12 protein-coding genes and 1 pseudogene are annotated in these 13,969 nt (G+C 55.0%); 5 read left to right on the top strand and 8 right to left on the bottom strand.

The genetic code is table 11. The features are described from left to right. The first annotated feature begins 110 nt into the window (after nucleotides 1–110). The 5 genes and pseudogenes from ACT3TJ_RS14735 to ACT3TJ_RS14715 all read left to right on the top strand — a co-directional run bounded on the left by ACT3TJ_RS14735 (nucleotide 111) and on the right by ACT3TJ_RS14715 (nucleotide 5,196). Complete coding sequence (locus tag ACT3TJ_RS14735; RefSeq protein WP_172118284.1) at nucleotides 111–281, top strand: hypothetical protein; 171 nt, start codon at nucleotides 111–113, stop codon at nucleotides 279–281. Nucleotides 282–460: 179 nt separating this feature from the next. After that, on the top strand, nucleotides 461–1,966 hold the full coding sequence (zwf, locus tag ACT3TJ_RS14730) for a glucose-6-phosphate dehydrogenase (protein ID WP_193055090.1): 1,506 nt from the start codon (nucleotides 461–463) through the stop codon (nucleotides 1,964–1,966). A gap of 1 nt (nucleotide 1,967) precedes the next feature. After that, nucleotides 1,968–2,633: a 6-phosphogluconolactonase gene (gene pgl, locus ACT3TJ_RS14725; protein ID WP_193055089.1), complete on the top strand. Its 666-nt coding sequence runs from the start codon at nucleotides 1,968–1,970 to the stop codon at nucleotides 2,631–2,633. A 34-nt stretch (nucleotides 2,634–2,667) separates the two neighbouring features. After that, entirely contained in the window at nucleotides 2,668–3,330 is a 663-nt protein-coding gene (locus tag ACT3TJ_RS14720; protein ID WP_193055088.1) for a bifunctional 4-hydroxy-2-oxoglutarate aldolase/2-dehydro-3-deoxy-phosphogluconate aldolase, read from the top strand. 281 nt (nucleotides 3,331–3,611) lie between these two features. Next, a pseudogene (locus ACT3TJ_RS14715) lies at nucleotides 3,612–5,196 on the top strand (solute:sodium symporter family transporter). A gap of 123 nt (nucleotides 5,197–5,319) precedes the next feature. On the opposite strand, the gene ACT3TJ_RS14710 reads toward ACT3TJ_RS14715, so the two are convergent. The 8 genes from ACT3TJ_RS14710 to edd form a co-directional block, all read right to left on the bottom strand. After that, nucleotides 5,320–6,204: an SMP-30/gluconolactonase/LRE family protein gene (locus ACT3TJ_RS14710; protein WP_193055087.1), complete on the bottom strand. Its 885-nt coding sequence runs from the start codon at nucleotides 6,202–6,204 to the stop codon at nucleotides 5,320–5,322. Next, nucleotides 6,204–6,812: a 2-dehydro-3-deoxy-6-phosphogalactonate aldolase gene (locus ACT3TJ_RS14705; protein WP_193055086.1), complete on the bottom strand. Its 609-nt coding sequence runs from the start codon at nucleotides 6,810–6,812 to the stop codon at nucleotides 6,204–6,206. Before ACT3TJ_RS14705 ends, ACT3TJ_RS14710 begins: the two co-directional genes overlap by 1 nt. Then, complete coding sequence (locus ACT3TJ_RS14700; protein ID WP_444665919.1) at nucleotides 6,809–7,801, bottom strand: 2-dehydro-3-deoxygalactonokinase; 993 nt, start codon at nucleotides 7,799–7,801, stop codon at nucleotides 6,809–6,811. Before ACT3TJ_RS14700 ends, ACT3TJ_RS14705 begins: the two co-directional genes overlap by 4 nt. Before the next feature lie 49 nt (nucleotides 7,802–7,850). Beyond that, nucleotides 7,851–8,999, bottom strand: a complete 1,149-nt coding sequence (gene dgoD / locus ACT3TJ_RS14695) for a galactonate dehydratase (protein ID WP_193055084.1) — start codon at nucleotides 8,997–8,999, stop codon at nucleotides 7,851–7,853. A 69-nt stretch (nucleotides 9,000–9,068) separates the two neighbouring features. Then, nucleotides 9,069–9,785 (bottom strand): FadR/GntR family transcriptional regulator, encoded by a 717-nt coding sequence (locus tag ACT3TJ_RS14690; RefSeq protein ID WP_193055083.1) that lies wholly within the window; start codon nucleotides 9,783–9,785, stop codon nucleotides 9,069–9,071. A gap of 148 nt (nucleotides 9,786–9,933) precedes the next feature. Then, nucleotides 9,934–10,896 carry a carbohydrate kinase family protein gene (locus ACT3TJ_RS14685; protein ID WP_193055082.1) on the bottom strand — a complete coding sequence of 321 codons (963 nt, stop codon included), beginning with the start codon at nucleotides 10,894–10,896 and terminating at the stop codon, nucleotides 9,934–9,936. Between the two features lie 42 nt (nucleotides 10,897–10,938). Then, complete coding sequence (gene glk, locus ACT3TJ_RS14680; protein ID WP_193055081.1) at nucleotides 10,939–11,907, bottom strand: glucokinase; 969 nt, start codon at nucleotides 11,905–11,907, stop codon at nucleotides 10,939–10,941. Next, nucleotides 11,904–13,796: a phosphogluconate dehydratase gene (gene edd / locus ACT3TJ_RS14675; protein ID WP_193055080.1), complete on the bottom strand. Its 1,893-nt coding sequence runs from the start codon at nucleotides 13,794–13,796 to the stop codon at nucleotides 11,904–11,906. Before edd ends, glk begins: the two co-directional genes overlap by 4 nt. Between the last annotated feature and the right edge of the window lie 173 nt (nucleotides 13,797–13,969).

Here is a 13,969-nt window from a genome sequence, read left to right as displayed (position 1 = left end):
ATAAAAAGAATCTTTTTTTAACAGGACTGCATTCAAAACGTCTCCTCGCGTGTATCCCCTATACAGCCACTATTTACGGCGGTTGATAATAATCCTCAAGGAGACTGAAAATGACCACTCATCATTTCACGCGTACCGCACTAGGCGCAGCGCTGATTGCATCCTTCAGTCATGCCGCACTAAGAGGCCTATGGCTGGCAAGCGAGCCAGCGCATAAGTGCCCCAGCTATGGAGGTCATTCTTCCTATGGTGGCGGCATCAGTGGGGGTATCCAGTGGTAGCGGCAGGTGCTATCAAGCACGTAGAGTGTGTTTATAGCGAAATAAAAGCGCGTCGAACCGCTCCAAAAATATTTTATTGTAGTAAAATTACATTAAATATTGCGCATGATGCCTTTTTTTAGATAGATTTTAGGTAATCTAACCACGTAGATGGTCGTGGATAATAAATAGGAGCAGAGATGAGCCAGTCATATGCCTCCCCAGGCGCCCCATTAGGTGAACGTGACCATGCCATTGATCTAGCGCTTTTCGGGGCGTTGGGCGACCTCGCCATGCGCAAGCTGTTTCCTGCTTTATATCATCTTGACCGTGAAGGTCTGATGCCCGAAAGCACCCGCATTATGGGGCTGGCGCGTCAGGAGCATGATGTGGCGTCGTTCAGGCAACTGGTTGGCGGCGCATTGCGTAAACGGCTCAAAAGCAGCGAACTAGAGGACTCAAGCTTTGAGCGCTTTCTAAATCGTCTGGATTATCGTCAGCTCGATTTTTCAACAGTAGAGGGCTTTGAAGCCATTCGCGAATGGCGAGAAGGCTCAAAACAACCGATGGTGGTGTACCTTTCTGTTGCCGCTCGTATTTATGGCGATATTTGTCACCATCTTCAGGCCAGTGGAAGTCTGGACGAAGACTCCCGCGTCGTTGTTGAAAAACCGATTGGCTACGATCTGGCATCGTCTGAACAGATCAACAATGCCATTGGTGCTGTATTTCCTGAGTCACGGGTATACCGCATTGACCACTACTTGGGTAAAGAAACGGTTCAGAACCTGATTGCGCTGCGCTTTGCCAATCCGCTCTTCGGCACTCAGTGGAACCAGAATCATATTTCCCACGTTGAGATTACCGTGGCCGAAAAGGTCGGTATTGAGGGGCGTTGGGGCTATTTTGATGATGCCGGCCAACTGCGTGACATGGTGCAGAACCACCTGCTGCAGCTGTTATGTCTGATCGCCATGGACCCACCCTCTAACCTGGATGCGGATGCCATTCGTGATGAAAAGGTAAAAGTGTTGAAAGCGCTGAAACCTTTTACAGGGGAGGCGCTAGGGCGCGATGTGGTACGCGGGCAATATATTGCCGGCACCAGCGATGGCCAAGCGGTGCCTGGTTACCTGGAGGAAGAGGGCGCTAATACCCAGAGCCAGACGGAAACCTTTGTTGCGATGAAAACCGAGGTGTCTAACTGGCGTTGGGCGGGTGTGCCTTTTTATCTTCGCACCGGTAAGCGGATGCCCGAAAAGCTGTCGCAAATTGTGATCCATTTCCGCCAGCAGCCGCACTATATCTTTGATCCGGACCAGCGCGATATTGCTTCTAACAAGTTAATTATTCGCCTTCAGCCGGAAGAGGGAATTGCCCTACAAGTACTTACCAAAGACAGTGGCCTGGATAAAGGCATGCGTTTGCGCCCAGGGCCCTTACATCTTGATTTTAATAGTGCCTTCCCTAAATCACGTATTCCCGATGCTTATGAGCGCCTCTTGCTTGAAGTCATGAAAGGCCAACAGTATCTGTTTGTACGCCGTGATGAGGTGGAGCACGCTTGGCGCTGGTGCGATCAGTTAATTGCCGGTTGGCAGAGTCGTGAAACCCCACCGAGGCGCTATCCGGCGGGCTCCTGGGGGCCGGTTGCCTCCATTGCGATGATTACCCAGGATGGCCGCAGCTGGTACGAGGATTATTAACATGAGCCAACAACGTCAAAAGCTGGCGGAACAGCTAGCTGAAGCGGTCGCGCAGGCCTTGAGTGAAGATCTAGACCGCCAGGAGCGCGTGCTTCTGGTCGTGTCCGGTGGCACGACCCCGGTACCTTTTTTTAAAGCCTTGGCCGCCAAGCCGCTAGCCTGGTCGCGTATCGATATCACCTTGGCGGATGAGCGCTGGGTGGATGAACAAAGCAGCGACAGCAACGCCAGGCTGGTGCGTGAAAACCTGCTGCAAGGCGCTGCCGCCGCGGCGCGTTTTGTGCCGCTAACCGCAGAAGCTTCAACGCCAGAAGAGGGCGTCGCGGCGGTAGCCGAACAGACCGCATCGCTTAGCTGGCCAGCCAGCGTGGTGATACTTGGTATGGGGGGGGATGGCCATACAGCCTCGCTGTTCCCGGATAGCCAGGAACTCGGGTTAGCGCTTTCTACTGATGAGCCGTTGGTGGCGGTGAGAACCCCTAGTCAACCACAGCCGCGGATTACCTTTTCAGCGTCCCGGCTACACCAGGCACATCGGCATATTTTACATATTACCGGTGACGATAAGCGTGCCGTACTGGCCAATGCCTTGAACGGCGATGATGTGCGGCAACTGCCAATACGTGCCTTTTTGTCATGCCCCTTGGCTATTTACTGGGCACCTTAACAATCAATTAATAATAGATTTCCGGAGACTTACGATGTCGATAGATAAACAGTTACCTTCAACGCGCACCGCTGAACTTGACAGCATTTGCCTTAAAGCGGAAGTGATTCCGGTGATCACTATTGATCGCCTTGAAGATGCCGTGCCGCTTGGAAAGGCCCTGGTAGAGGGCGGTTTAACAGTTCTCGAAGTCACCCTGCGTACCGACTGTGCGTTGGAAGCCATTAAGCGCATGCGTGAAGCGTTACCCGGAGCAAGCATTGGTGTGGGTACCGTACTCACCCCTGCTCAATATCGCCAGGCCGAAGAAGTAGGTGCTGATTTTGTCGTAACGCCGGGCACGACCGAGGCACTTTATCGTTACGGTATCGAAAGCTCAGTACCCATGCTGCCGGGTGTTTCGACCATATCAGAGCTGATGACCGGCTGGCAGTTCGGTTATCGCCGCTTCAAGTTCTTCCCGGCGGAGTCCAGCGGTGGCGTTAAAGCACTCAAGGCCTTTGGTGCCCCGATCCCTGGCGCGAAATTTTGCCCCACGGGCGGCATCACGGTCGAGAATGCGGCATCCTACCTGTCACTGCCCAACGTCATGTGCGTAGGTGGCTCCTGGCTCACGCCCGCCAAGTTGGTTGAAGCCGAAGATTGGGAAGGCATTCGCAAATTGGCTCAGGAAGCCGCTGAACGTTTTCATCATTAATGGAGCGCCTGGGTTTGTACGCCCAAGGCTATTTCAAGGGCTATTCCAAAGACTATTTCAAGGGCTATCCACAGGTTTAGGCGATTTCTAAAGGTCTTCCTGCCCAATCACCGGGCAACGTCATGTTGCCCGGTTTTTTTATGCAAAATAACACGTTAGGTAAGACCAAAGGGGGATAAACGTTAATCCACCGCTCCGTTAGAATCTCTACGGAGATATGTCAGACATTTATTCGCACTGCGCATGTACAACACGATGACTAAATAATGGAGCAAGCCAACATGCATATGCTGACCCTGGCGTCTTTCCTGTTTTTTACAGGGCTGGTCGCTTTTATTACGTGGCGTATCACACGCCGGGATGATCACTCCAGTACCACTGGTTATTTCCTGGCAGGGCGCTCGCTGACCTTCCCGCTGATTGCGGGTTCGTTGCTAATGACCAACCTCTCCACTGAGCAGATGGTAGGCCTAAACGGGGCTGCGTTTGCCGATGGGCTAAGCGTTATGGCATGGGAAGTCGTTGCAGTTATCGCGTTGGTCGCGCTGGCGCTGTTTTTCCTGCCGCGCTTTTTAAAAAGCGGTATTACTACACTGCCGCAATTGCTGGAAATCCGCTTTGATAAAGGCACCCAGCTGATTACCAACGTTATTTTCCTTATTGCCTATGCCGTTATTTTGCTGCCGATCATTCTCTATTCTGGTGCGATTGGCTTGCAGGGGATGCTGGACCTGCAAGGGCTAACCGGTATTCAGTCATCAAGCACACTGCTTTGGCTAACCGTATGGATTGTGGGCATTATCGGTGCGATCTATGCCCTATTTGGCGGGCTACGTACGGTTGCCGTTTCCGACACGCTGAACGGTATTGGGCGGTTTTGTGGTCGTCTATTTTGGCCTTCAAGCGGTGAGTGGCGGTACGGGCATCATGGAAGGCTGGAGCATTCTTAAGCAGAGCGACCCGGATAAGCTCAACTCGATTGGTGGCTCAGAGCAGCAGGTGCCGTTCTTCACGCTGTTTACCGGGGTCTTTCTGATTAACTTGTTTTATTGGAGCACGAATCAGCAGATTATCCAGCGAACGCTTGCCGCCAAAAACCTGGCCGAAGGCCAAAAGGGTGTGCTGCTGACAGGGCTTTTTAAACTGCTTGGCCCGCTGTATCTCGTGTTACCAGGTATTATTGCCTATAACCTGTATGCTGATCAGGGTGTGCAGGCTGATGAAGCCTATGGGCACTTGGTGTTTAACGTTCTACCGCCTTATTTAACGGGTTTCTTTGCGGCGGTTATGGTCGGGGCGATTCTGTCCTCGTTTAACTCCGCGCTTAACAGTACCACCACCATTTTCAGCCTGGGTATTTATAAAGGCGTGCTGAATAAAGACGCTACTGAGCAGGAGGTTGTTAAATCGGGCAAGATCTTTGGTTGGATCATGGCGATTATTACCATGATTATCGCGCCACTGCTGGCCGGGCAGGATAGTCTATTCGGCTACCTGCAGAAGATGAACGCCATTTACTTTATTCCTATTCTGGCTGTTGTGTTGGTGGGGCTACTGACCAAACGGGTACCTCCCATGGCCGCCAAAATAGCGCTGGTGGGCGGCTGTTTATTGATCGCTGCTGGTTACTTTGTGCCGCCATTTAATCTCTTGCCTGAGATTATGAATGAGTTCCACTTCGTCGCATTGGTGTTTGCCTTGTTAGTGGTGATGATGCTGATTGTTGGCAAGCTACGTCCGCGCGAAACGGACTGGGTGCAGGAGCATGTCGGCGGTGTTGATTTAACGCCCTGGAAAGGTGCACTACCCTCAGGTGTCGCGCTGATCATTTTAGTGATCATTATTTATATAAGCTTTGCTGGATAATTGTCGATTAGGCGCTGAAAGCTAGCCCTGTTAGCAATAGCGCTGTCATCAATAGCCAGTAACAGAAAGGCCCCGTTAGTATCAACTAGCGGGGCCTTGTCGTTTTAGCGGCTATTGTTGGGTTTATGCAAGCCGTAGCGGCGGTTCGGCGAGCCCGGCTATGTCGATTTGCACGGAAAATAGCGCGCCAGCGTTCGGCTCTTTAGCAAGCTGCTCTGAAGTGAAACCCTCTTGAGCCGTCGTGATATACAGCGTTTTAAGCTCTGGGCCTGCAAACACCGGGCAAGAGGGTTGGCTGGCTGATAGATGCACTCGGCCAATAATCTCACCGTCAGCGTTTAAGCGCACAACCTCACCAGCACCCCAAAGCGCTAGCCATAGGCAGCCCTGGTTATCCATCACGGCGCCGTCGGGGCTGCCAATATGACCGGAAAAATCCGCAAAAGGCTCGGGTTCTCCGAGCGGCCAGCCTTGGTCATCCAGCGCCCAGCGCATCACAACGCCGGTTGGTGTATCCGTAAAGTAAGCGGTGGTGCCATCGGGTGAAAAGCACAGCGCATTAGGAATGCTAAGCCCGGTACGCAGCTGGCTTAGCTTGCCGCGATGCAGTCGGTAGAGGCTGCCCGCCTGGTGCTCAGCCTGTTTTCCCATACTTGAAAACCACAGGCTGCCATGCCTGTCCACACGTGCGTCATTGCTGCGCGTAACAGGGTTATCGGCTTCAACATCGGCAAAGTGGGTAATGTTGCCGCTTTCAGGGTCGAAGTGGCTCAATGAGCGCTCACCCACTAGTAGCAGGCGGCCATCCTCAAGCGGCGCGGCCAGAGAAACCATATCGTCTAGCGCTACATGATCATGCTGCTGGCTGGTGTGAGAGAGCCAGTGCAAGCGCTTGCCAATAATATCGCACCAGTAAAGCCGTCCGCTGCTGGCTTGCCACTGCGGGCCTTCTCCAAGCAGGCAACCACTATCTACTGCGACAGTTGCCTGCCATGTGGGTAATGACATTATTCTTCTCCGGCTTTTTTCCAGGCGTTAACTAACGCAACCGCCTGCTGGGCAACCGCCTTGGCGTTTTGCCCGGGTTTATAAAGTGCGCTGCCCAGGCCAGCACCATCTACCCCGGCTGCTCGCCAAGCGGCGAAATTATCGATGCCAACACCGCCTACGGCGTACAAACGAGTGTCTTCAGGCAGTACGGCGCGTACGGCTTTCATACCTTCCAGCCCGACCTGGACGGCAGGAAAAAGCTTAAGCCCTGTCGCGCCAGCGTCAAGTGCATCGAATGCTTCGGAAGGGGTAACAATGCCTGGCCAGCTCGCCATCTCAAGACGGTGCGTTTCTTCAATCACGCTGGGACGACAATTAGGCGAGACAATTAAACGCCCACCAGCGGCATGAACGTCTCGCACTTGTGCGGGGGTAAGCACGGTGCCCGCGCCAATGACCGCCTGCTCGCCAAAGGCGTTAACTAAGCGGCGAATGCTCTCTAGCGGCTTCGGCGAGTTAAGCGGCACTTCAATCTGGGTGATGCCTGCGTTAAGCACCGCATCAGCAACGTCGATAACGTCATCGGGCGTTACGCCTCGCAAAATTCCGATCAGGGGTAACGTCATAGAGCTCTCTCTGCATTATTTGTTAGCGCCTGGTGGGCGAGTCGAAGACCTGCCAGTACGGCAGTGTCGCCCTCAACGTGATGGGTCTGAAAGCCGAGCGCGTTAAGGGCCAAATGGTAACGATGACAAAGCGCTGGATTACCAATCAAGGTAACCGTTTCATCGGTAGATAATGATGGGCAGGCGCCCGCTAGCTCAAGGCCAATCGCAAGGCCAGAAAGCCGTGCCGAGAGCACGCTTGCCCGGGTGTTACCCATGGGCAGGCGGCTATCCAGTAAATCCTGCGCCCGCAGGCCGAACAGGCGGCTGCTAAACGTCTCTGGGGCCGCGTTTATCTCGCTGACGGCGGCGATGAACGCATCACGGCAGGCGGGCTCGTTTAGCGCATCGCTGCCAATGGAGTGCTTTAGAACCGACTGATTCGCCAGTAGCTGATAAAGCTCGCCTGTTAGATAGGTGGTGAACTGTGTTACCACGCCTGACTCAATGCTCGCCCATTTGGAGTGGGTGCCCGGCAGGCAGACCCGACCTGAAAAATCGGGCACTTCGGCCGCCAGGCCAGCAAGCTGGGTCTCTTCTCCGCGCATGACATCAAAATGCTGAGCCGCGCTGTGGGTTTGGCTCAGGCCGGGCAGCAGATGCACACGCAGCTGGCCACCAACCAGCCTAGGCATCACCGCGCCGTGGCTAAGCTGGTCAAGCGAGATAGGCACCGGCAGGTAAGCGGCTTCCAGCCAGCCTTGTCGAGCGCCTGCCATGCCGCACACCATTGCCGCTATGTGGCCGTTGGCAGGTAGCCAATCGCCCACCAGGCGCAACAATTCAGCCTCGTATTCATCCGGCGTGAGCGAAAGCATGCCCTTATCGCTGCTGGCGTTGGCGATCACCTGGTGTTGCTTATCGAGCCCCCAAGCACGCAGGTTGCTTGAGCCCCAGTCCACCGCGATCCAGGCGAGCGTTTGCGGTAACGCATCAGAATCGGTACGCATGTGACGATATCTCCACGAATAAGGTTCTCCACGATTTAGAAGGCAGGGCTTACCACTCAGCGATAGAGCCGTCATCGTGCGTCCATACCGGGTTGCGCCAGCGGTGGCCTGTTTTTGCGCGCTCTTCAACATAGGCTTCATCAATTTCTACACCCAGGCCGGGGCCTTGGGGGATAGCGCAAAAACCGTCGGTGATACTTAGGGCTGTTTTGTCTACTAGGTAGTCCAGCACGTCATTGCCCTGGTTGTAGTGAATCCCCATGCTTTGTTCTTGAATGAAGGCGTTATGGCAGACAGCATCCAGCTGAAGTGAGGCGGCCAGGGTTAACGGCCCAAGCGGGCAGTGGGGCGCCAGCGCCACATCGTAGGCAGAGGCGAGGGTGGCGATTTTCAGCCCTTCGCTAATGCCGCCACAGTGGGAAATATCCGGCTGGATAATGTCGATCATGCCATCGGCCAGCAGATCGCGGAACTGAAAGCGGGTATGTAAGCGTTCGCCGGTCGCCAAGGGGTAGCTCAACCCGCCCGCAATATCTTTCAAGCAAGGCAAGTGTTCCGGTGCAACGGGCTCTTCAACAAACATGGGATGGTAAGGCTCAAGCTCACGCAGTAATGCTTTGGCCATGGGACGATGGACGCGGCCATGAAAGTCGATACCGATACCCACATCCGGCCCAACGGCCTCGCGCGCCTCACGCACTCGGGCCACGGCTTCATCGACCTTGCGATGAGAGTCGACGATTTGCATTTCGGGCGTGCCGTTCATCTTGAACGCGGTAAAGCCTTTTTCGACCAGCGCCTTGGCACCGGCGCCCACATCGCTTGGGCGGTCGCCCCCGGTCCAGGCATACATGCGCATTTTATCGCGCACCGCTCCCCCCAAGAGTTGGTGAACGGGAACACCCAAATCACGCCCTTTAAGGTCCCACAGTGCCTGGTCAATACCCGCAATAGCGCTCATCAAAATGGGGCCGCCGCGATAAAACCCGGCACGATAGAGCGTGTTCCAAAGGTGTTCGATCCGATGAGGGTCCTGGCCAATCAGGTAGTCGGAAAGTTCATGAACAGCCGCTTCTACCGTTGCGGCACGGCCTTCGATGACCGGCTCGCCCCAGCCATAACAGCCTTCATCGGTTTCGATTTTAAGAAACAGCCAGCGGGGAGGGACTTGCCATGTTTTAAGACGCGTAATTTTCATACGATATAATCCTCACGGTTAGCCGAGTGGGTACGGCAAGCGTTACTGCAGAAGTTGGTTTCAGCCCAGCTAGACGATGCCCAGATCGATAGCGGTGCGCCGCAATACCTCGCGCGCAGCGGTGTCGGCCGCGTTAATGTCGCCGGCTTTAATCGCATCCAGTACGTGGCGGTGCCGGGTCAAACTGTCGTCGAGCGTTTTAATATCGTGTTGCGAGCGATATACCAGCGCCATGATTGAAGGGCGTAATAAATGGCCCATTTGCCGCCACACCAGGTTATGCGTCGCTTGGTAGATCACATCGTGAAAGGCAACATCGAACTCAATGTGCTGGGCACGCGCGTCAGGGGTGCCTGCCGAACAGCGCATGCCTTCAAACGCTGCTTCCAGCTGTGTAATGTCATCACCGGTGGCCGCTTGGGCCGCCAATCTCGCAACCGTGGGCTCTGCTGAGAATCGAAAAGCGTAAATTGCGCGCACGAGCTGAGGGTCCAGGTTGACGAGCCCTGTCATCCATTCGCTCATCAATGGGTCAAGCAGGTGCCATTCACTCATTTCACGAACCAGCGTGCCCCGGCCCGCCGTGCGCTCTATAAGCCCGGCGGCCGTTAGGCTTGCCAATGCATTGCGTACCTGATTGCGGCTGACGGCAAAGTGCTTGCCGATATCCAGCTCCTTGGGAAAAACGTCACCGGGCTGCCAGTGGCCGGTTAATAGCGCCCTGGCCAGTAAGCGTGCCAAGTGTTCAGCGCCACCATGGTGGGCGGGCAGGGTATCCAGCGTCATGGGATGTCTCTATGAATGACTGTAATCGCGTGAGCTTATTAAATGTCAGACATTTTAACAACCAGACGAAAGTTGGTTTTAGGGGGGCCTTTTTAAAAGGACTGTTTTTAAAGTACCGTTTTAAAAGGACGAGTCTTGGAAACTGCTTTTAACGCGCCCGTAGTGCGGCAATATCATCCTGAGTGGGTAGCGCGGCGTACGCGCCAGGCCGAGTAACGGCATGAGCCCCGCAGCGGCAGGCAGTCTCCACGGCAGCGCTTAAGAAGGCGTTATCCTCGTGCCAACCTGGGGCAATGCCGTGGCGAGAAAGCTCTGCCAGTAGGCCACCAATAAACGCATCGCCACCTGCTGTGGTGTCCACCGCTTGTACACTGGGCGGCGCAATGTGCTGTGCCATGGCAGCACTTTTAAGCACCACATCGTTAGGGCCGTCAGTAATCAAAATGACGTTGACGCCTGCGGCCAAACGCTGGTTAAGCCAGGTGTCCTGAGACTGCTCGCCGCGCAGGTAATCCAGCTCCTCAAGCGATATCTTGAGCAGCTCGGCAGTATCTAAAAGCTGCATCACCAGGCCAATATCGGCGGCGGCATCTGCCCATAAATTATGTCGCAGATTGGCGTCAACGCTCACCAGACAGCCAGACTGCTTGGCCATGTTTGCCAAGGCGAGGGTGGTTTCGGCAATGTCAGGGTCGGTTAGGCTATTGCTGCACAGATGCACGATGGCTGGCGTTTCAAATACTCCTTGGGGCAAATGGTGAATGCGATAGAGCAGGTCAGCGGCCGGTGGGCGGTAGAAGTCAAAGGTGCGTTCGCCGAGGGCATCTCGGGAGACAAACGCGAGTGCCGTACGGGCCATTTTAGTCCGCATAACGCCATCGGTATTAACACCGTGGCTATTCAGTTCCCGAATCAAAAAATGGCCGAATGTGTCATCGCCGACCATACCTAAAAAGTGACTAGGCACCCCCAGTCGAGCACAAGCGACGGCAACATTCGCGGGCGCACCGCCAGCGTAAGGAGTAAAGGTTTCCTGGCGGTCGTTAGCATCGCCTAAGCGGCTTGAAAGCATATCCACCAGCGCTTCGCCAAACGCAATAACAGAAATCATGGGTTGTCCTTGTTGTTTTTGAGGTTGCTGCCGCCCTGCGCGTTAAAACACTTCTTCGTTATGTAGCGCTTCGGCAGCGCCTAGCAGGCCTGTCCATGGGTGAGTGACGACCCAGATAGGAATATCCGCATTATAGGTGTGCATACGCCCTTTATTGATAAAGGCCGTATGTAGCTCGCTGTTGGGCAGCCAGTCCAGCAGGCGTGGAACAATACCGCCACATAGATAAACGCCCCCGCGAGCGCCCATCGTCAGTGTTGCGTCGCCACACACATCCCCCAGGATTTTTAGAAACCGCAGCAGCGTGCGGCTGGCTATTTCATCACCCTGCTGGGCAGCCTGAGTCACCTCGGCAGCAGTGGTAAATGCTGGCGCTATGCCTTCAAGGGCGCAGTCAGCCGTATACAGGTCAACAATGCCCTGGCCACACAATAGGCGCTCTACGCTGACGCGCGGGTAGTGCTTGTGTAGCTCATCCAGCAGTTCACGCTCTCGAATATCGGTGGGGGCAAACGTAACATGGCCGCCTTCGGTGGGCAGCGGAATCCATGCGTGCAGACCAGGGAAAACGCCCGCCACGCCCAGCCCCGTGCCCGGGCCAATTACCAGGCGCGCTGCATGTGCTTGAGGCGTGCCGGGCTTCACTTCCACCAGGTCGTGATCTGGCACGTGGGGGATGCCCAATGCCTGAGCGGTGAAATCATTAATAACTTTAAACAGCGAAAGGTTCAGCGTCTGCTGAACCTCGCTTTTTAAAAACTGCCAGTGGTTGTTGGTCATTTTGACCTGCTCGGCATGCACCGGGCAGGCAAACGCTAAGCAGGCCTCGGTGGGCGCGTTACTGCCGGTCGCGCCCACTTGGCTCAAATAGTCCTGGGCGGCTTCCACCACCCCCGGGTAGTCGGAGCAGGGTAGGTTGAGAATGTGTTGGGGCGTTTTCTCCCCCGGGGTGACCAACGCAAAGCGGGCGTTGGTTCCCCCGATATCGCCAATGAGAGCAGGTCGGCTCATTGGTCCTCCTGCTCTATTTTTTCCAGCTCTCGGGAAAGAACGTCAGCTTCAAAGCCGCCAAACACGCCTGCGCCTTCTTCGGCTTTAGTGGCCAAGTGGCGGAAGCCACCGAAAAGCTCGCGACCCATGCCAAAGTGGTTCTGCTCAAGATTGGCCTGCGCGCAAGGTCTGGCATCAAACGTGGCGGCATCCATCAGTACGTTAAGTTCGCCGGTTTCGGCATCCAGGCGCACAATGTCACCATCCTGCAGTTTGGATAGAGGACCACGGTCAATGGCTTCAGGCGTGACATGGATAGCGGCAGGCACTTTGCCTGAAGCGCCCGACATGCGGCCATCGGTCACCAGGGCCACTTTAAAGCCACGGTCTTGTAGCACGCCTAAAAACGGCGTGAGCTTGTGCAGTTCGGGCATGCCATTGGCTTTAGGGCCCTGGAAGCGCACCACTACGATGACATCGCGATCCAACTGACCCGATTCAAACGCCGCTTTTACCTGGTTTTGATCATCAAATAGCTGAACAGGCGCCTCAACGATGCGGTGTGCCTGCTTCACTGCGGAAATTTTAATCACGCCGCGGCCCAGATTGCCGTCGAGTACGGTAAGTCCGCCAGTTGGCGAGAAAGGATTGCTGACCGGACGGAGTACCTCTGAATCGAGGCTGGATTCAGGGCCTTCGCGCCAAGTGAGCTTGCCATCTTCAAGGAAAGGCTCTTGCGTGTAGGCGGTCATGTCCGTACCAAAAACGGTAGGAATGTCGCCATGCATAAGACCCGCTTGGAGCAATTCACGAATCAGCAGACTCATACCGCCCGCCGCCTGGAAGTGGTTAACATCCGCCTGGCCGTTGGGATAAATGCGGGTCATGCTGGGCACCACAGCGGAAAGCTCGGTGAAATCATCCCAGTTAATGGTAATGCCCGCCGCGGCTGCCATGGCCACCAGGTGCAGCGTGTGGTTGGTTGAGCCGCCGGAGGCCAGTAGGCCGACAATTGCGTTAACAATCGCTCGCTCATCAATTTGCTTATAGAACGGGCGGTAGTTGCCGCTTTGTTCGGTATTGCGAATGGCCTGTTCCGTGGCGTAGCGGGTGAGCGCTTCACGCAGTGGGGTGCCAGGGTTAACAAACGAGGCACCGGGCAGATGGAGGCCCATCATTTCCATCATTAGCTGGTTGGAATTGGCGGTACCGTAAAACGTGCAGGTGCCGGGGCTATGATAGGACTGGGATTCGGATTCCAACAGCTCGTCTCGGCCAACCTTGCCTTCAGCATAAAGCTGGCGAACGCGGGCTTTTTCGTCATTAGGAAGGCCGGTGGTCATGGGGCCACCAGGCACAAACATGGCCGGTAGATGACCAAAGCGTGCAGCGCCAATAAATAGCCCAGGCACAATTTTATCGCAGATACCCAGGTACAGCGTTGCATCAAACATGTTGTGAGAAAGTGCGACCGCCGTCGCCATGGCGATCACGTCGCGGGAGAACAGCGACAGCTCCATACCGGGCTGCCCCTGGGTCACGCCGTCGCACATGGCGGGTACGCCGCCTGCGAACTGGGCGGTTGAGCCCATGCCCCGCGCGGCTTCTTTAATAACCGCAGGGTAGTCTTCAAAAGGCCGGTGAGCGGAAAGCATATCGTTATAGGACGATACGATGCCCACGTTGGCGCTATTGGTTAACTTGAGTCGGCCCTTATCGACAGGAACATCGCAGCCGGCAAAGCCGTGCGCCAGGTTCCCGCAAGAAAGCTCGCCACGATGGACGCCTTGCTTATGTTGGTCCGCCATATGCGCTTCGTAGAGCGCACGCCGCTGCCGAGAACGTTCACGGATACGTTGAGTAACCTTGGCAACGGTAGGATTTAACGTAGCAGGTGTTGGGCTCGGCATAATGACCTCTGCATGATAGAAACGGCACGGTTTGTGTAGTTATTTTACATATTTTTATACTATTTAAAGTAAATAAATAATAAAACAGGTTATTCATTTGGTTTTATTACTATATCCAAGGTCTTGCGTCTTTTGCTTCCTTGCCTCCATGCAGCGCTAAAGCCGCTCAGAGG

The organism is Halomonas sp. AOP30-A1-24, from assembly GCF_052378165.1.
Lineage (GTDB): Bacteria > Pseudomonadota > Gammaproteobacteria > Pseudomonadales > Halomonadaceae > Vreelandella > Vreelandella citrativorans.
This window is presented reverse-complemented; position numbering and strand designations above follow the sequence as displayed.